The following is a 16,771-nucleotide window of genomic DNA, read 5'->3' on the forward strand; positions in this document are numbered from 1 at the left end:
GCTCTTTCTCTGATTTCAGGGGTATATTTTAATTTTGTCATCGGGGTAGTCTCTCAGAATATTGACTCTCCGACAAACCCGGTACGGTTCAAATTACTGGATGATGTCATGACTCAACAACCGTTAAACCGTATTTTATTTGGTGCAGCAGGTACAGGTAAAACCTTCCATAGTATCAACCATGCCTTATCAATTATTGAAAACAAACCGCTTGAAGTTTTAGAGCAAGAAGACCGTACGGCGTTAAAAACACGTTTTGATCAATACAAAGAGCAAGGTCAGATCAAGTTTGTGACTTTTCATCAAAGCTTTAGTTATGAAGACTTTGTAGAAGGGATTCGTGCTGAAACGGATGATAAAGGTCAGCTCACTTATGATGTTCAATCTGGTGTTTTTAAAGCACTTTGTGATATTGCCTTTAATCAAAATTTTCCTCATTCAAATATTGATGAGGTGATCACTAATTTTTGCAATGAAATAGCTGAACAGCCTTTGCAACTGAAAACTAAAACTGGTTTAACATATGAAATTACATATGAAGGTGGAAAAACCCTAAAATGTTTTTTATTAGAGTCAGTAAATAAAGGTACTTATAGTTTAAGCTTAGATACAATTAAAAAATTATTAAATGGTGTCAGACTTGAAACTTATGGAATGCCTAGTTATATAAAACCAATTGTAAGTTTGCTATCTGATAAAATTAAATTTTCAGAAGAAAAACAAGATGTAGAGCACAAACCCTACATATTGATCATCGATGAAATCAACCGAGGGAATATTTCCCGTATTTTTGGTGAGTTGATTACGCTCATTGAAGACTCTAAACGCCAAGGCGCTGAAGAAGAATTATCTGTAACGCTGCCATACTCAAAAGAAGAATTTTCTGTCCCGAGTAATGTCTACATTATTGGCACAATGAACTCATCTGACCGATCTTTAACGGGTTTAGATATTGCGTTGCGCCGTCGTTTTACCTTTATCGAAATGCCACCAAAGCCAGAGCTATTGAATGACATTGAGGTAGAAGAGCTGAATATTGGTGAGATACTCAAGGTCATTAACCAACGTATAGAAGTGCTGTTAGACCGTGATCATTGTATCGGTCATGCAAACTTTATGAGTTTGAAGAAACAGCCTACGCTAGAGCATTTAGCATCCATATTTAAGCAAAAAATTATTCCTCAACTACAAGAATACTTCTTTGATGATTGGGCAAAGATCAATATGGTGTTAAATGCCAATGGTATGTTGAAGCCTAAACCTGTTGAACGCTCTGTATTATTTCCAAATGTAGAGAGTGATTCAGATGCCTTCTTTGAAGAACAAAAAACGTGGCAATTAAACGATACTGCATTTGATTCAATCGCTAGCTTTATCAAAATCATCAAGCATTAATCGGGGATTTATATGCCTGATTTTACCGTCCGAGAATATGCCTTCATTAGCGTTGCTTATGAAGGTTGTCCTACGTCTAGTCTAGACCATGCTTATATTCCCGAAAAAGCATTTGAACATCTGTGTGATCTCTCAGCTTCTTTCTCCAAGCATGGTGCAAAAGTATTTGAACTTGCAGGGCGTAGAAAGCTAAAGCTGGATCAATATGTGGGTGTCATTGAAACGCCGTGTGGAACACGTATAGAAATTCTGCCAAAGCATGTAGAGCTGAGTGGTACAGATGATCAAGCGGTTATTTTAGCAGAGCGTAAACTCCTGCAAAAAATGCTGAGTGTCTCTTTGCACTTACCATATAGAGAAGCAGGGAGTGCCAGTCTAAATCGTTTTAAACAACCCTTACATGAATGGATTATCACTCAATTCCTTGCATCATTTGAGCGTTTGGTGCAACGAGGACTACGTTTTGACTACAACCGTGTGCAAGAAGAACAAAAGTTTCTACGTGGGCAATTACAGCATGTGAAATACATGCGTCAGCCACCTGCTAAGAAGCATATATTTCCGATTGAACATGACGTTTATGAAGTCAATCGTCCTGAGAACCGTCTGATTCGTACAGCATTGGAAGTCGTGTGTAAAAAGACCAAAGATGCCAACAATTGGAAACTTGCCCAAGAACTACGGTTGATGACCACTGAAATACCGCCAAGTCAAAAGATTCAGCAGGATTTTAGACAATGGCAGTCAGGGCGTTTACTTGCGCTATATAGTGAAATCAAACCTTGGACGGAATTGATTTTAGGTGAGTATATGCCTGTATCTACACAAGGTGAATGGCGAGGTATGAGCTTACTTTTTCCAATGGAAAAGCTGTTTGAATACTTTGTGGCATATCATTTGCGCCGTGGGATGCCTGAATATCAGGTCAAAACACAGCATGCGACGGAACATATTTGTGAGCATCAACAGAATAAGATCTTTAAGTTGAAGCCCGATATTTTTATTGATCGTTCACAAGCGAATGCAAAAAATATTGTAATGGATACCAAGTGGAAACTGATAGATCAGAATGACCGTGGTGGACGGTATGGCTTAAAAGACAGTGATATTCAGCAGATGTTTGCTTACAGTCATTATTACCTGAAACATGAGAGTGAAGTGATTCTGGTATATCCGTATCGAGCAGGGAAGTTTGATCAGCCTTTGGATGATTTTGGTTTTAGGCATACACATGGTGCAAAGTTAAAAGTAGTGCCTTTTAACTTAGATGAACCACAAAATTTTAAGATTATTTAACATTTTATATGACTGAATAATCACTTTCTGTACTTTACACCACAACCTAGCCAAGTTGGTGATGAGAGGGGGGAATAGTCCCCCTTACTCATTTAGTTCTTTGAGTCGATCTAAAACAACCTCAGAAAATGGTAACCAATAGTTCCATGATTTGTATTTAGGGTTGAATGAACCACGACCTTCACGTTTCCATTCTTTGAGCATTGAAATAATCTCAGGATTATAAGTGCTATTGACTGAAATCATACCGCTATCAAATTTTCGAACATTGACAAATATACCTTTGATTGTGAATTTGTAGTCCTGCCATTTTGGAGGTGCCTGTACGATTTCAGATTTTTCTAGACTTATGTTTGAATTGTCTGTTGGTACGTTATCTGGAATATCTTCAATATTTTGAGTTAATGGGAATGGATAAACCCATTTTCTATTGTTCAAGTTTTCGAGAATCTCTTTTTTTGCTTCAGGGCTAGGAATCGAAATATTACTTTTAACAAGTGATGAAAGATCAATTTCGATACATTTTGATTTAAAAACCTCGATGCGATTGAATTTTTCAGCGTCAATAAAATGAGTAACCGCAATTTCAATTAAAATAGGTTCTCCATCAAAATATCCAACTAAATCTGGGCGTATTAAACCGAGAGAAAACTCGGGTAATAATTTTTCAAATGTCCACCATGCTGCTTCATTATCAGAATTAGGTAAAGCAGGAAGCATGAGGCCCATAGATTCAAGAATGACTTCTTTGGCATATTTATGTAGAACAGATTCTGGATTAATCGTACAGCTTTCTTTATTACTTGCATGTGCAAAGTGATGTTCTTTTATTTCACCTTTACGTGCAATAACAGTTTCACCACATTCAAAGCAGGTACATTGGCAAGCAAGTCCACGCTCAACATCTTTGATATCGACCAATTTTTTATTTTCGTCCAAAGCAATATACATAGTCATGATTAAAATCCTTTAGGAAGTTGATTTACTCTCTCACTATGCTTGTGATCTAATTGACCTAACACCGTATAAAGGGGAAATACGGGTAAAGTGGGGGTTTAAGTGTTTGAATTAAAATTAAAAGTTTTTAATGCGTTATTTGAGATTTTAAAAGAGGACTTGGCTCAGAATAGAGCTTATGATTGTTTAAAGGTAATTTGTAGCGCTTCAATAAATGCACTAGAAGATCAAATTGAAGAACAAATTGTTTATTCCAGATATCAATTAAAGGCCATAGTTGATGGAAAACTATCTGCTGATAGAATGGATTCAAAAGATCTCGGAAAGTGGATTACTGATAAAAAACTAAATGAATATCTGGATCGTGTTATACAAAAACATAGTAAAAGATTTTTAGAGATTGGATATGTTCCAGTTATAAAAACCAATGAGACTGTTGGTGGTAAAGGAAATGAACGTCTATTTTGGTTGGATATTAAACAAAAAGAAAATAATGTTATTGAAAATGATTTAGATGAAGGGGAGGAATTGGTTATTTATGACCGAGTTGATCCAGCCGAAATAAAAATATCTTGGTTTTATAAGTTGATTTTTAGAGATGGAGAAATAAAAAATAAAAGTATAAGAGGGCTAGTTATGCTGGCAGTTATTTTTGGAAGTTTTATTGGATGGGCATTATATATTTGTATATTCTCATTAGTTTTAGTGCGTGCTGGGCAAAATTTCACTTCATTTGATCTTTTTTTAATTTTCTGTTTAATTGGATTTTCTTACCTATCACTCAAATATTGGTTCATTCCTATTTGGAATTTACCCGAGCATCGTGTGATTAAGGCCCCTATGACATTCATTGCATTACATGAAGATCATGCCGATATTGAAATGTATCGAGATAAAGATCGTAATCAACTTACACGGATAACACGATTTAAAGGCGTTTGTCCGGTATGTTCAGCAGATGTTGTTCTTAGAGAGGGACGACCAGATCAGAAAGTACCACTTGTTGGAAGATGTGTGGAAAGCCCATTTGCACATGTATATAGTTTTGACCGTGTTATTATGAAGGGTAAAAAGTTATCATAGTAGCTAAAGATATTTTTTATTAAGTTATGGCAGATCATCTTATTTCGTATTTAAAGGTCGATTCACACAAAAAATTATTTGTGGTAGGTGATCTACATGGTTGCTATGGACTTTTACTTGAAGAACTTAAAAAAATTAATTTTAATTTTGCAAGTGATTTATTGATATGTACAGGGGATCTGATTGATCGAGGTAATGAAAATCTTGAATGCATTTCTTTACTAAACCAACCATGGTTCCGTACTGTACGTGGAAATCATGAAGAGATGTGCATCAAAGGACAATATGACACCAATATTAGAGATATACATATACGCAATGGAGGGGAATGGTTTTACGGGTTGCCTCAACAAAAACAACTAGAAATTAGTAATAAATTTATGGAATTGCCCGTAGTCATAGAAATTGAATTGGAAGGCAAAAAGATTGGTATTGTTCATGCTGACATTGATATCCAAGACTGGAATATCTTTAAGCAAGACATATTTAAAGGTGACTATAAAATTCCAGGGATCACATCATCCTATTCAAATGCACTCTGGGGTAGGGGACGAATACGTAATTACTCAAACCATTATGATATTGTTGAAAACATCAATGAAATCTATTTAGGTCATACGATCGTAAAAGAATATACTAAAATTGATAATTGCCATTATATTGATGTCGGATCATCTTTCACTTCTAAGCTTTGTATTATAAAAGTTCAATAAAGATTTGCTTTGGAGTGGGGGAGTAAAGTGATGTTAAAAAGTTTAATTGATCAAAAAAACAACATTTGAATCGTGTATCCTGACTTGTATCCTAAATTTTTATATTAATAATTAATCCATTAAAAACAATAGGGTAGGTGAATGTTTTCGTCCGTCTGGGCCCACCATATAAAACAACCCCTTACGTGCATTAATCGTAAGGGGTTTTTTGTTTTTGGATATTATGAAATCTGAAGTAAGCAATTCACTTAATTAATCGTCGTTCTTATCTCGAAGGACTTAAAATGGGTTGCCTCCACTGATAATGAACTTTTCTAGTTTGCCTTTCAATAAAGATTCTTCGTTACCAGCTTAATAAAAAAGCATCTCCCTCAGATATTACTTTTGTTATCTAAATTCCATAAACATCCTCTTTAATCAAAAAAAAAGTTCATATTTATGAAATAATTGTGATGTAGTTCAAAGAATATCTGCAAAAAAAGTGAAAAGTAGATGAAATGCATTTTACAACTGAAAAAATTATGCTAATTAATATGAGATGATTTTTTAGTCAAAAATCATGATGTTTCAGGACGGAATATCTTAAGAAGCGTATTAAAAAAATGATTAAACAGGAGTTTCAATGATGCTTCAGCTTTTAAGAAAATTGTTTTGTTTGCATATTTATGAATATGAGCAAATGCAAGAAATCGGGGAACACAGGGAGTGTCGTAAGTGCGGTACGAATAAGGACTAAAGTTTTTGCAAGAAAAGTGAGCAATGGCTCACTTTTTTATGCTTGTTGTGGGCTAATTTCCGTTAAAATTAAAGGGAAATTTCATCACGATGAACAGGCATATGAGTAAAGATTTTCATGCAGATACCTATATCGTCGACAGCAACCTGGCAGATACGCTGCACTGGCTCAGCCTGCATCAAGATAGTTATGACTCCTTTAGCTATGATGCAGTCACGCAAGCGCTGATGGTGCATCATGCCAATGGAGTAGATCAAATCCGAGTCGGAGATTATCTGAATGCCCGTTATGGCATTTTAATTACTGCACATAACTTTTCTGCGAGTTCATCAACTTAAACAGTGATTAGCTTGCCATTGCATCTGTAGCCAGACTGCGAACACTTGGTTTTGGCTGTTCTGCAACTAAACCTAATTTTGCAAAAAGTTGCTGATCCCGGCCTTGGGATGTATTAGGGGTCGTCAGCAGTTTTTCACCAGAAAAAATAGAATTGGCACCAGCCATAAATGCCAAAGCCTGATCCGAATCGCTTAAGGATTCACGCCCTGCAGAAAGGCGAATATAGCTTTTAGGCATCAACAAGCGTGCTACGGCAATGGTACGAATCCATTCAATCACATCCAGTTTTTCTACATCTGCCATCGGTGTGCCTTCAATCGGCACCAACATATTAATTGGCACAGATTCAGGATGGATTGCCAGAGTTGCAAGCTCATATAACAAACCAATCCGGTCATCACGACTTTCGCCCAGACCCACAATACCGCCACTACAGACTTTCATACCAGCTTGACGCACATGATCCAGAGTATCCAGACGATCATCAAAGCTACGCGTGCTGATGATATGTGAATAGTATTCACGAGAAGTGTCCAGATTATGGTTGTAATAATCCAGTCCTGCATCTTTCAAGCGTTCAGCCTGTGATCCATTTAGCATCCCCAGTGTCATGCAGGTTTCCAGACCGAGTGCTTTAACTTCACGTACCATTTCCAGCACATAAGGCATATCGCGTTCATGCGGGTTGCGCCATGCAGCCCCCATACAAAAGCGTGAACTGCCTGATGCCAGCGCCTGTCTGGCTTCCTGAATCACTTTATCGACTGCAATGCGTTTTTCAGCTTCCAGTTTGGAATCATAATGCGCTGATTGTGAACAGTATTTACAGTCTTCAGGACATTTACCGGTTTTAATCGAAAGCAGGGTGCTCACCTGAACGGTATTCGCAGTGAAATGTTCACGATGAACCTGTTGCGCCTGGAACACTAAATCCATTAAAGGCTGTTGATATAGAGCTTGTATTTCTTCACGTGACCAATCATTACGTACCGCATCACTACTGTTCATCTCTTTCCCTATCTGTGCTTATTTATCATTCGGTTCATCTTAATAAAAATAAGCTTTTGCTTCACTAGCAAAATATGACCTTATATAAATGACAAAGCCCACACGAGGTGAGCTTTGTTTTTCAGTTGCCAGATTATTTATTACTGTGATTTCCATGAATATCCTGGCCATGCAGATCACTACGGTGCTGCTTGTTAAACACGCGCTGATCCTGTTCATGCTGATTGTTTTTTGGGGAATTAATCGGGCCATGTTGCGGCTGCTGCTGTTGTTGCTTCTGCTGGTCATGCTGAAGCTGCTCCAGCAGTTCTTGATTTGGATTTTTTGATGACATCATCTTTCCTCCACTTCATTCTTCATTTCTGACTATTTTTATTTATGCCATAGTCTGAAACATGGGTGTGTAAGGCTTTTAAGTGAAACTGTGACGCTAGGTAAAGATGGAAAATTAACTGGATTTTGCCAGTTGTTCTTGAATAGCCCAATCGATATGTACCTGCACAATTTCATCATGTTGATTACGCTGTTGCTGAAGGGCCGGAATAATCTGCCCATCAAAGGGTGCATTGCCCAAACCAATGGCGATATTGCGCATAAAGCTTTGATAACCCGTACGACGCATCGGACTGCCTTCAGTCGCACTTAAAAAGGTGGCTTCATCCCATTGCCATAAATCCAGTAAACTCACTTGATCCAGTCCATGCCGCGGATGAAAATCCTCTATCGAGGTCACTTGGGCAAAACTGTTCCATGGACATATCAGCTGGCAATCGTCACAACCAAAAACCCGGTTACCAATTCCGCGTCGCAAATCTTCTGGAATAATGCCTTTATATTCGATGGTCAGATAGGCGATACAGCGGCGAGCATCTAACATATAAGGCTCGACAATGGCTTGAGTCGGACAGATGTCGATACACGCAGTACAGGAGCCACAATGTTTGGTCGCGGGTTCATCAAAGGGCAGTTCCAGTGAAGTAAACAGTTCACCCAGCACAAAGAATGAGCCTGATGTTTTATGAATCAGCAGGGTGTGTTTACCTGTCCAGCCCATGCCGGCACTTTCAGCCAGCGATTTTTCAAAAATTGGCGCAGAATCGGCAAATGGGCGTGATTCAAAATCTCCGATTTTTCCCCGGATTTTTGTCGCCAGAGTTTTCAGGCGACCCCGCATGGTTTTGTGATAATCTCGGCCACGGGCATAACGCGCGATAATGGCAGAGTTGGGTGCATAAGAGATATAACGTGGTTCTGGTACCTCGACCAGATAATCCATACGCACACAGATAATGCTGCGTGTGCCGGGAACCAGTAAGGCGGGATTGGCACGTTTTTCTAGATTATCTTCCAGAAACTTCATGTCACCCTGATAACCACGATCCAGATATTCCTGTAAGCGTGCTAATTCTGCTTGAGCATCCGGTTTGGCAATGACACAATCAGAAAAACCCAATTCTAAAGCCTGCGCTTTAATCCATGCTTTTAGCTCGGCTGGATCTTGTTGATAAACTTGAATTTGCGCGTGAGAATCGGGAGTTGTCATAAACCAAAGACAGGGAATAAGAAATGCAGCAACAAGTTTACCATAGCCGCGATCTACAAGCATGGGAGCAGCGCTGGTTTCAGCAGCAAAATAGTTCCTACGGTTTAATGCAACAAGTCGCCTGGGGGATTAGTCAGCGGCTGATCACTTTATTTTCTCAGCAAAAAATAAAAAAAATCGCGGTCTGCTGTGGTCAGGGCAATAATGCCGGCGATGGTTATCTGGTGGCCAAATATTTAAAACAAGCCGGTTTTCAAGTTGATATTTATGCAGCTGAACTGGGCAGTTCCAAAGATCTGGCATCGGCTGTGCAGGAAGCCAAGCAAGCCGGTTTGCAGCCTTATTCACATTTTAATTTTCAATCTGAATATGAGGTCTATATCGATGCCTTATTCGGAATTGGTCTAAACCGTCAGCTGGATTCTGACTGGCAAAATGTTATTCAAACGATCAATCAGCAAACTGGACTCAAAATCTCAATTGATATTCCGAGTGGATTGGATGCCAATACCGGCCAGCCTTTGCCTGCTGCGATCAAAGCTGACTATACTTTCACGGGTTTGGGGCTCAAGGCAGGATTGTTTACTGGACAAGGCAAAGAATATGCGGGCAAGATTGAACTGATTTCTGCTATCCCGACAGATACAGAGCTTCAACCGATTGCTCAGCTTGCCTCACATCAGATTCAATTGCCCAAGCGTGAAGCCTTTGGTCATAAAGGCAGTTATGGTCATGTTCTGGTGATTGGTGGACATGCTGATATGGGCGGTGCAGTGATCATGGCGGCAGAAGCAGCATTTGCTGCAGGAGCAGGTAAAGTGACGATCATCTGTGATGCAAAACATCATACTGCGATTTTGTCACGTGCACCGAATATCATGCTGCGTGATATCAATCTCTTAACTCAGGAGCAACGCCAAGCACTGATTCAGCAGGTCGATGCAGTGTGTTTTGGCATGGGGTTAGGTCGTGATCCTTGGGCAAAAGCGCAATACGAAATCTGGTTTGAACTGATTCAGCAATCTGATCTGGAGGTTGTTTTGGATGCGGATGCCTTATGGTTTCTGGCCAAGCAGCCTCAAGTTTTGAATTCCCAGACTTATGCGACTCCGCATCCTGGGGAAGCAGCCACATTACTGGCATGTAGCACTGCGGAAGTTGAAATGGATCGGATTGCAGCCATTCATGCACTGCAACAAAAATATCAGGGACAGTGGGTGCTAAAAGGTTCAGGCAGTCTGATTCTGGAAGAAAAGCTTTACATCTGTGATGCCGGGAATGCCGGTATGGGCACTGGCGGAATGGGGGATGTGCTGGCCGGCATGATTGCCAGTCTAAAGGCGCAATTTGCGCAAAAAATTTATTTGCATGAAATTGTGACGCTGCATGCACTTGCAGGTGATGAACTGGCCAAAAATGGCGAACGTGGCTTGCAGGCACAGGATATGAAACATGCGATTTATCAGGTCGTGAATCGCTAAGGAGAATAGTGTGCCAGTCATCAAACTGAATATTTCAGGCCAAGTTCAAGGAGTCGGATACCGTTACTGGTTTGCCGAGCAGGCTCAGGCGCTTGGACTGAAAGGATATGTGAAGAACTTGAGCACAGGTGAGGTGGAGGCCGTTATTGCTGGAACAGACTCCCAACTTCAGGAAATGATTACACGAAGTTGGAAAGGGCCTGCTCGTGCAATCGTACAAGCGGTTATTCAAGAGTATCTGGAATCTGAGCTAGATGCTCAAGACTTTATAATATTGCGTTAAACCTTATCGACGACGGCTACTGACGCGACTCCGGCCGCGTGCCATACCACCCAACGCATTCAATACCGCCATTTTACTCATACTGCCTGAGGCGTGGGCATGACAAATAGCAGCAGCTAAAGCATCGGCGGCATCCTGCTGCGGTTTGATGCTGAGTTTTAGAATATTCATTACCATCATCTGCACCTGTTCTTTATCCGCAGCGCCATAACCCACTACCGACTGCTTGATCTGGCGCGCAGTATATTCAGCGACTTTCAAATCCAGATTGACCAGTGCCGCAACAGCAGCACCACGGGCCTGACCGAGTTTTAAGGCAGAATCCGGATTTTGTGCCATAAAGACCTGTTCTACCGCAGCTTCAGTGGGACCATAAAATTTTACAATGCGCTCCACGCCGGCAAAGATCCGTTTTAAACGTTCAGGCATTTCTGTCGTTTCTGTTCTGATGGTGCCGGCATCAACAAAAGTCAGTTTGGAGCCGTCTTTTTCGATAATTCCGTAACCGGTTAAACGAGAACCGGGGTCAATCCCAATAATTAATGACATGCCCGCACTTTAAAAATAGAATAATGCCCATATTGTTACATAAGCGTATCAAAAAAGCTTGATCCTGATGAAGCAGTTGATTCCAGCATCCTATTATTTATTTTACTGAGATTAGATTAATTTTCATGAAATTATTTCTTATTATCCTTGCAGGCTTAATCCTAGAAGTATTTGTCTGGATTGGCGTGGGTGACCTCGTCGGGAGCATGTGGTACGTATTTTTCTGGTTTGTGGCCGCATTTTTTATTGGTATGAATCTGATCCGTAAATACTCGGCCGGTGTAATGCCACAAATGCAGCAAATGCAGATGGGACAGATGAGTGCAGATCCTGCATTAACAGGAAATTTACCTAAAATTCTGGCAGGTTTCTTTCTGCTTATTCCTGGATTGATTACCGACGTATTGGCAGTATTGATGCTCATTCCAGCGGTTCAGCAGGTTTTTAAGGCTGCTATAATGAAAGCGATGATGAAACGTCAGCAACTCATGATGGAAAAAATGATGGGTGGCATGATGGGCGATATGGGTGGGGCACAAGGCCAGAATCCATTTGCCGAGATGATGCGTCAAATGCAGGATATGCAAAATCAGCAATCAGGTCGCGGTGATTCCACCATTATTGATGGTGAAGCACGTGAAGTGAGACCTGAGGCGAAAAAAATTGAAATGAAAGATATCAATCCAAAATAAATGTTTTATTTAAAAAAAAGCTCTATTTAAGCCGAATCTGATGATTCGGTTTTTTTATTGGAACTTTCTAATGTCTTTGAACAAACGTTATAATATATTTTTATAAATTTACCTTAATTTTAATGTCTCTGCTTTTTACGATCTGTCTCCTGCATTTTGTTGCTCAACTCAGTCCCGGTCCCGATGTTTTGCTCATTGCCAAAAGTGCCGCATCCACTACACGCCAGAATGCCCTGAAAGTTATTGCTGGGATCTCTGCCGGTATTGTAGTTTGGGTAGTACTGACACTTGCGGGTTTTACCGTGTTAATTGACCAGTTTCCATGGATTCAACAGGTATTGATGGTGCTCGGTGGTGTGTTCCTGGCTAAAATGGGATGGGGCATGTTAAAGGGTGGTGTGCATAGCTTTAAAAATAGACATCAGGCCGACGACGATACAAATGGACAGGTGCAAGCTAAAAACTATTTTATGTTGGGCTTATGGACCAATCTTTCTAATCCCAAAACACTGATCTATTTTAGTAGCGTATTTTCACTGGCCTTGAGTTCGTCTGCTTCCGATTATTTGAAAGCACAGCTGGCAGTGATTATTCCTTTGCAGACCTTTATCACCTTTGCTTTATTGATGCTGTTGATTTCCCAACCAAAAATTAAAATCTTGTACCAGCGTTCGGGGAGTTACATTGATATGATGTCAGGCGGACTATTTCTGCTATTTGCATTGTGGTTATGGTATGACGCACTTATTCTGATGAATTAAGGGGTGTATCTTTATTTAATGCTGGAGATATTGGTGAGGTCGGGGAAGGAGAGGCTAAATTGTCTGGTGTTTTAACCGCCGTTTGATAACGATTAGGCTTTAAGGTGGTTTCAGTATTTTCAGAGCCTTGATAGCTGCGGCTACGGTTGGCACGTTCGCGTAATCCACCTTTTTTAATTAACTGAACCATGGCACATCTCTCATTCAAATCCACAGCTATTGTAAATCAAATCTGGATTTCATGAGGCTATTTTCCGCATCGCTATTTGAATTATTCAAGATTAATAAAAAGACCTGTTTGAACCAACAGGTCTTTACTGTCAGATGAATAAATTTAGCGAAGTCTTTTATTTTCTTCTTTTAAAACATCCAATAGCGAGTGTTGTGCCGGTACTTCTTGTTGGGACTGTACATACAAGTGCACCACTTTAAATACGATAGCTGTAACGAGACAGGCGATTAGACACAAAACCCAGAAACCAAAAGGGCTGCGAATATGATGTGAGCCGCAGTTTGAGCATGATTTTTCTGTAGAGTCGACTACTTTTTCACAGCAGGCACAATGATATTGATAATGCATTGTTCTTCTCCCAGGATGTTATCCTTTTTATTCTTTGATCATGAAAGATGATTTAGCACCCTATCATAGGAGAGCTTGTACAGGCTTGCAATATGCGATTGTCGATAGTTACATACGATCTATATAGAATTAAAATTAATTACATGCTTGTTGCATAATCAAGAAGAAGAAAGGACCTAATGCCCACAGAATGTGCTGCATCTACAAAGCTAAACATTGCCAATCATAAACAATAAAGCCCGCTTGAAGCGAGCTTTATGTGGAAACTAATTAACTATTACTGCCCTGAACGGATGATGTAATCAAAAGCAGACAGTGATGCCTTCGCACCTTCACCGGTCGCGATGATGATCTGCTTGTAAGGTACAGTAGTACAGTCACCTGCCGCAAACACACCTTTGACATTGGTTTCGTTGCGCTCGTTAATCACAATCTCGCCACGGTTGGTTAGCTCAACAGCAGTTTCTTTTAAGAAATCAGTGTTTGGTAACAAACCAATTTGTACAAAGATCCCTGCAAGTTCAACTGTATGCTCTTCATCTGTGGCACGGTCTTTATATTTCAGACCCGTCACTTGTGAACCATCACCAACCACTTCTGTAGATAAAGCATTTTTGATCACGGTGGTGTTCGGCAAGCTGTTCAGCTTGTCTTGAAGCACCTGATCCGCACGCAGCTTGGTATCAAATTCCACCAAGGTCACATGCTCCACAATCCCTGCCAGATCAATCGCGGCTTCTACACCCGAGTTACCGCCACCGATGACCGCAACACGCTTGCCTTTGAACAGTGGACCATCACAGTGCGGACAGTAGGCTACACCACGGGTTTTATATTCCTGCTCACCTGGAACATTCATCTCTCTCCAGCGTGCGCCGGTCGACAGAATCACGGTTTTCGATTCCAGTTTGGCCCCATTTTCCAGAGTGACTTCAACTAAACCGTTAGATGTTTCATCCGCACCTTTGATGTTGGAGACACGTTGCAGGTTCATGATGTCGACACCATATTCACGTACGTGGGCTTCCATCTCGGCTGCAAACTTCGGACCTTGAGTTTTTTGTACAGACGTGAAGTTTTCGATGTCCATGGTATCCATGACCTGACCGCCCATGCGTTCAGCCACGATCCCGGTTTTAATGCCTTTACGCGCTGCATAGATTGCAGAGGTATTCCCAGCAGGTCCACCACCAATCACCAGGACATCAAAGGCGTCTTTGGCATTCAGCTTTTCCGCATCTTTGGCAGCGGCATTGCTATCCAGCTTGGCAATGATTTCTTCCAGTGTCATACGACCCTGACCGATATGCTGGTTGTCCTGGAATACCATCGGCACCGCCATGATTTTGCGTTCTTCGACTTCTTCCTGGAAGAAGGCCCCATCAATCATGGTCGCTGTAGTGCCCGGGTTATAGATGGCGATCAGGTTGAGTGCCTGAACCACATCCGGACAGTTATGGCAACTTAATGATACGAACACGTCAAAGTTAGATTGAACACCCAGGCTCTTGATATTCGCCAGCACTTCATCAGAGACTTTCGGTGCATAACCTGAAGTTTGCAGCAATGCCAGAATCAGCGAAGTAAACTCATGACCCATTGGCAAGCCTGCAAAGAACACCCGTGGCTCTTCACCGGCCTTGGCAATCCCGAAACTTGGCGCACGTGCATTGGTCCCGTCAAAGCGTGCAGTGACCAGGTCAGACAGTGCAGCCACTTCGGCAACCAGTTCCTGGATTTTGGCTGATTTGTCAGAACTATCCAGAGTGGCGACCAGTTCAATTGGGCCTTCCAGGCGTTCTAATAGGGTTTTAAGTTGAGCTGAAGTATTTTGGTCTAACATTGCTAACGTCTCCAAAGGAGTAAATGTTTACTTGATAACAGGATATTAAATGAATTGAATAAATAGGTAAAACAGTTTGTTTTTATATTGTTGATCGGATTTACAGATTTATTGAAAAATTCATCATTAATTTCAAAGTTCTATATGGGGGTGAAAGATTAATTTTCAAGTAGTTTAGAGCAAGAATAAGGATTTTCAGCTAAGATTAAAACAAGATATTTGAGAATTGAATGATGGAATTACAACGCGGTATTTATCAACATTATAAGGGACAGCTTTATCAGGTGTTTCATGTCGCCACGCACAGTGAAACTGAAGAAAAGCTAGTGGTTTATCAATGTCTTTATGGGGATTATTCAATTTGGGTACGTCCTTTAACGATGTTCACTGAAACCATTACCACTAACGATGATCGTGAAGTGGAGCGTTTTAAATTGATTCAGGCACTTTAAGCCAAACAGACTCAGGGAAGAGTGATGCAAAACTCAGATGAATTTGAAAGATTCATGCAGGAATTATATGAAAAGTTTCATAGGCATGATCTTAAGCAGGCAGATCGCCGGCACCGATATCGCAATATAGAACCAGAATCCGGTCGATTTTTATCTATGCTGATTCGTACGCAACAATCGAAAAGTATTCTGGAAATTGGGACTTCTACTGGTTATTCCACTTTATGGCTGGCAGAAGCGGCTCGGCAGACTCAAGCCATGATTACAACACTTGAAGTTGATGCAGAACGGGTTACTCAGGCAAAGCAATATGCGACAGAAATAGATTTTGCAGATTTAATCAATTTTAAAGTAATTGATGCACAAGTTTATCTGGAGGCAGAACAGGAATTATTTGATTTTATCCTGTTAGATGCTGAACGAGATGCTTATGTCAGTTACTGGCCACATTTGAGTCGATTACTTAAAGCAAAGGGCGGGTTACTGGTAGTTGATAATGTCATTTCACATGCAGCAGAAGTCGAAGAGTTTATTGCCTTAATTCAGCAAGACCCACGTTTTATCATGAGTATTGTACTCATAGGCGCAGGTTTGCTGATGGTGGGATTGCGTTAATTCGATTGGCTCTAATCCATGCAAATTTTATTAAAATGTAAATTATATTCGAGATACTTTTCCACGAATGCGGCTTTGTCTTGGCGTCTTAGCAGGTTGTCATAAATAAATTCAGGTACGGGATGATACAGCTCGGTATGACCATTACTGTATACAATTTTCAGGTGGCGGCTTGAGGGATTGTATTTCCAAGAAATCACGGTAAGCAGTTTTTGCATATGCGTTCCTCCACTGAATATTTCTTATCTTATCATTTGAACTTATGCCATATGGCTCTGCAGATGTATAGCTCAATTGTAAGAATCGGTAAGGATTATGAGAAAGCGAAGCAAAAGATATGCCTGAATTTTTATATGATGGATCAAGAAAAAAATAGGACTGCAATATTTAAAGTCCTAACAAAATCATTTTAAAAAATAAAATCCAGTATTGTGCTGACATAAAA

Annotated in this window: 20 protein-coding genes; 11 read left to right on the forward strand and 9 right to left on the reverse strand. The window is 40.4% G+C overall.

Going from position 1 to position 16,771, the window contains the following annotated elements:
- Both NI466_RS03560 and NI466_RS03565 read left to right on the forward strand, forming a co-directional pair.
- On the forward strand, positions 1-1,395 hold a 1,395-nt coding region (locus tag NI466_RS03560), incomplete at its 5' end, for an McrB family protein (protein WP_253172753.1).
- Positions 1,396-1,407: 12 nt separating this feature from the next.
- Complete coding sequence (locus tag NI466_RS03565; protein ID WP_064095396.1) at positions 1,408-2,691, forward strand: McrC family protein; 1,284 nt, start codon at positions 1,408-1,410, stop codon at positions 2,689-2,691.
- 84 nt (positions 2,692-2,775) lie between these two features.
- Here NI466_RS03565 and NI466_RS03570 read toward each other — a convergent pair whose 3' ends face one another.
- A complete protein-coding gene (locus tag NI466_RS03570; protein ID WP_064095395.1) occupies positions 2,776-3,648 on the reverse strand; it encodes a competence protein CoiA family protein in 873 nt (290 codons plus the stop codon).
- A 102-nt stretch (positions 3,649-3,750) separates the two neighbouring features.
- On the opposite strand from NI466_RS03570, the gene NI466_RS03575 reads away from it, so the two are divergent.
- The 3 genes from NI466_RS03575 to NI466_RS03585 all read left to right on the forward strand — a co-directional run bounded on the left by NI466_RS03575 (position 3,751) and on the right by NI466_RS03585 (position 6,518).
- Positions 3,751-4,731 (forward strand): hypothetical protein, encoded by a 981-nt coding sequence (locus NI466_RS03575; RefSeq protein WP_253172755.1) that lies wholly within the window; start codon positions 3,751-3,753, stop codon positions 4,729-4,731.
- A 26-nt stretch (positions 4,732-4,757) separates the two neighbouring features.
- Entirely contained in the window at positions 4,758-5,444 is a 687-nt protein-coding gene (locus NI466_RS03580) for a metallophosphoesterase (RefSeq protein WP_064095393.1), read from the forward strand.
- A gap of 837 nt (positions 5,445-6,281) precedes the next feature.
- On the forward strand, positions 6,282-6,518 hold the full coding sequence (locus tag NI466_RS03585) for a hypothetical protein (RefSeq protein WP_034438286.1): 237 nt from the start codon (positions 6,282-6,284) through the stop codon (positions 6,516-6,518).
- Positions 6,519-6,525: 7 nt separating this feature from the next.
- Here NI466_RS03585 and bioB read toward each other — a convergent pair whose 3' ends face one another.
- The 3 genes from bioB to queG form a co-directional block, all read right to left on the reverse strand.
- Positions 6,526-7,527: a biotin synthase BioB gene (bioB, locus tag NI466_RS03590; RefSeq protein ID WP_253172757.1), complete on the reverse strand. Its 1,002-nt coding sequence runs from the start codon at positions 7,525-7,527 to the stop codon at positions 6,526-6,528.
- 133 nt (positions 7,528-7,660) lie between these two features.
- Complete coding sequence (locus NI466_RS03595; RefSeq protein ID WP_004278929.1) at positions 7,661-7,864, reverse strand: hypothetical protein; 204 nt, start codon at positions 7,862-7,864, stop codon at positions 7,661-7,663.
- Positions 7,865-7,975: 111 nt separating this feature from the next.
- Positions 7,976-9,070: a tRNA epoxyqueuosine(34) reductase QueG gene (queG, locus tag NI466_RS03600; protein ID WP_253172759.1), complete on the reverse strand. Its 1,095-nt coding sequence runs from the start codon at positions 9,068-9,070 to the stop codon at positions 7,976-7,978.
- 23 nt (positions 9,071-9,093) lie between these two features.
- On the opposite strand from queG, the gene NI466_RS03605 reads away from it, so the two are divergent.
- A complete protein-coding gene (locus NI466_RS03605; protein WP_253172761.1) occupies positions 9,094-10,551 on the forward strand; it encodes an NAD(P)H-hydrate dehydratase in 1,458 nt (485 codons plus the stop codon).
- Positions 10,552-10,561: 10 nt separating this feature from the next.
- Entirely contained in the window at positions 10,562-10,834 is a 273-nt protein-coding gene (locus NI466_RS03610) for an acylphosphatase (protein WP_004278926.1), read from the forward strand.
- Between the two features lie 3 nt (positions 10,835-10,837).
- Here the strand turns inward: NI466_RS03610 and ruvC are convergent, their stop codons facing one another.
- On the reverse strand, positions 10,838-11,383 hold the full coding sequence (gene ruvC / locus NI466_RS03615) for a crossover junction endodeoxyribonuclease RuvC (RefSeq protein ID WP_004278925.1): 546 nt from the start codon (positions 11,381-11,383) through the stop codon (positions 10,838-10,840).
- A gap of 125 nt (positions 11,384-11,508) precedes the next feature.
- Here ruvC and NI466_RS03620 point away from each other — a divergent pair, with 125 nt between their 5' ends.
- Positions 11,509-12,075, forward strand: coding sequence for an FxsA family protein (locus tag NI466_RS03620; RefSeq protein ID WP_004278924.1), 567 nt, complete (start codon positions 11,509-11,511; stop codon positions 12,073-12,075).
- Positions 12,076-12,197: 122 nt separating this feature from the next.
- Positions 12,198-12,836: a LysE family transporter gene (locus NI466_RS03625; RefSeq protein WP_044108580.1), complete on the forward strand. Its 639-nt coding sequence runs from the start codon at positions 12,198-12,200 to the stop codon at positions 12,834-12,836.
- Here NI466_RS03625 and NI466_RS03630 read toward each other — a convergent pair.
- The 3 genes from NI466_RS03630 to ahpF form a co-directional block, all read right to left on the reverse strand.
- Positions 12,820-13,026, reverse strand: coding sequence for a hypothetical protein (locus tag NI466_RS03630; protein ID WP_044108579.1), 207 nt, complete (start codon positions 13,024-13,026; stop codon positions 12,820-12,822). The two genes, NI466_RS03625 and NI466_RS03630, sit on opposite strands and share 17 nt — an antisense overlap.
- 144 nt (positions 13,027-13,170) lie before the next feature.
- Positions 13,171-13,416, reverse strand: coding sequence for a hypothetical protein (locus tag NI466_RS03635; RefSeq protein WP_253172763.1), 246 nt, complete (start codon positions 13,414-13,416; stop codon positions 13,171-13,173).
- Positions 13,417-13,693: 277 nt separating this feature from the next.
- Positions 13,694-15,259, reverse strand: coding sequence for an alkyl hydroperoxide reductase subunit F (gene ahpF / locus NI466_RS03640; RefSeq protein ID WP_253172765.1), 1,566 nt, complete (start codon positions 15,257-15,259; stop codon positions 13,694-13,696).
- Positions 15,260-15,492: 233 nt separating this feature from the next.
- Between ahpF and NI466_RS03645 the strand changes: the two genes are divergently transcribed.
- Together NI466_RS03645 and NI466_RS03650 are read left to right on the forward strand one after the other, a co-directional pair.
- Positions 15,493-15,711 carry a DUF1653 domain-containing protein gene (locus NI466_RS03645; RefSeq protein WP_034436473.1) on the forward strand — a complete coding sequence of 73 codons (219 nt, stop codon included), beginning with the start codon at positions 15,493-15,495 and terminating at the stop codon, positions 15,709-15,711.
- Positions 15,712-15,735: 24 nt separating this feature from the next.
- Positions 15,736-16,326: an O-methyltransferase gene (locus tag NI466_RS03650; RefSeq protein WP_195725842.1), complete on the forward strand. Its 591-nt coding sequence runs from the start codon at positions 15,736-15,738 to the stop codon at positions 16,324-16,326.
- Between the two features lie 11 nt (positions 16,327-16,337).
- Here NI466_RS03650 and NI466_RS03655 read toward each other — a convergent pair whose 3' ends face one another.
- On the reverse strand, positions 16,338-16,544 hold the full coding sequence (locus NI466_RS03655) for a KTSC domain-containing protein (protein WP_004278917.1): 207 nt from the start codon (positions 16,542-16,544) through the stop codon (positions 16,338-16,340).
- Positions 16,545-16,771: the final 227 nt, after the last annotated feature.

Origin of the sequence: Acinetobacter lwoffii, assembly GCF_024129595.1 — a bacterium.
GTDB lineage: Bacteria > Pseudomonadota > Gammaproteobacteria > Pseudomonadales > Moraxellaceae > Acinetobacter > Acinetobacter lwoffii_O.

What these genes read in the sequence shown, in the direction of transcription:
- NI466_RS03565 (WP_064095396.1), top strand. Translation starts at nt 1,408, where the DNA reads ATGCCTGATTTTACCGTCCGAGAATATGCCTTCATTAGCGTTGCTTAT.
- NI466_RS03570 (WP_064095395.1), bottom strand. Translation starts at nt 3,648, where the DNA reads ATGACTATGTATATTGCTTTGGACGAAAATAAAAAATTGGTCGATATC.
- NI466_RS03580 (WP_064095393.1), top strand. Translation starts at nt 4,758, where the DNA reads ATGGCAGATCATCTTATTTCGTATTTAAAGGTCGATTCACACAAAAAA.
- NI466_RS03585 (WP_034438286.1), top strand. Translation starts at nt 6,282, where the DNA reads ATGAGTAAAGATTTTCATGCAGATACCTATATCGTCGACAGCAACCTG.
- bioB (WP_253172757.1), bottom strand. Translation starts at nt 7,527, where the DNA reads ATGAACAGTAGTGATGCGGTACGTAATGATTGGTCACGTGAAGAAATA.
- NI466_RS03595 (WP_004278929.1), bottom strand. Translation starts at nt 7,864, where the DNA reads ATGATGTCATCAAAAAATCCAAATCAAGAACTGCTGGAGCAGCTTCAG.
- queG (WP_253172759.1), bottom strand. Translation starts at nt 9,070, where the DNA reads ATGACAACTCCCGATTCTCACGCGCAAATTCAAGTTTATCAACAAGAT.
- NI466_RS03605 (WP_253172761.1), top strand. Translation starts at nt 9,094, where the DNA reads ATGCAGCAACAAGTTTACCATAGCCGCGATCTACAAGCATGGGAGCAG.
- ruvC (WP_004278925.1), bottom strand. Translation starts at nt 11,383, where the DNA reads ATGTCATTAATTATTGGGATTGACCCCGGTTCTCGTTTAACCGGTTAC.
- NI466_RS03620 (WP_004278924.1), top strand. Translation starts at nt 11,509, where the DNA reads ATGAAATTATTTCTTATTATCCTTGCAGGCTTAATCCTAGAAGTATTT.
- NI466_RS03625 (WP_044108580.1), top strand. Translation starts at nt 12,198, where the DNA reads ATGTCTCTGCTTTTTACGATCTGTCTCCTGCATTTTGTTGCTCAACTC.
- NI466_RS03630 (WP_044108579.1), bottom strand. Translation starts at nt 13,026, where the DNA reads ATGGTTCAGTTAATTAAAAAAGGTGGATTACGCGAACGTGCCAACCGT.
- NI466_RS03635 (WP_253172763.1), bottom strand. Translation starts at nt 13,416, where the DNA reads ATGCATTATCAATATCATTGTGCCTGCTGTGAAAAAGTAGTCGACTCT.
- ahpF (WP_253172765.1), bottom strand. Translation starts at nt 15,259, where the DNA reads ATGTTAGACCAAAATACTTCAGCTCAACTTAAAACCCTATTAGAACGC.
- NI466_RS03645 (WP_034436473.1), top strand. Translation starts at nt 15,493, where the DNA reads ATGGAATTACAACGCGGTATTTATCAACATTATAAGGGACAGCTTTAT.
- NI466_RS03650 (WP_195725842.1), top strand. Translation starts at nt 15,736, where the DNA reads ATGCAAAACTCAGATGAATTTGAAAGATTCATGCAGGAATTATATGAA.
- NI466_RS03655 (WP_004278917.1), bottom strand. Translation starts at nt 16,544, where the DNA reads ATGCAAAAACTGCTTACCGTGATTTCTTGGAAATACAATCCCTCAAGC.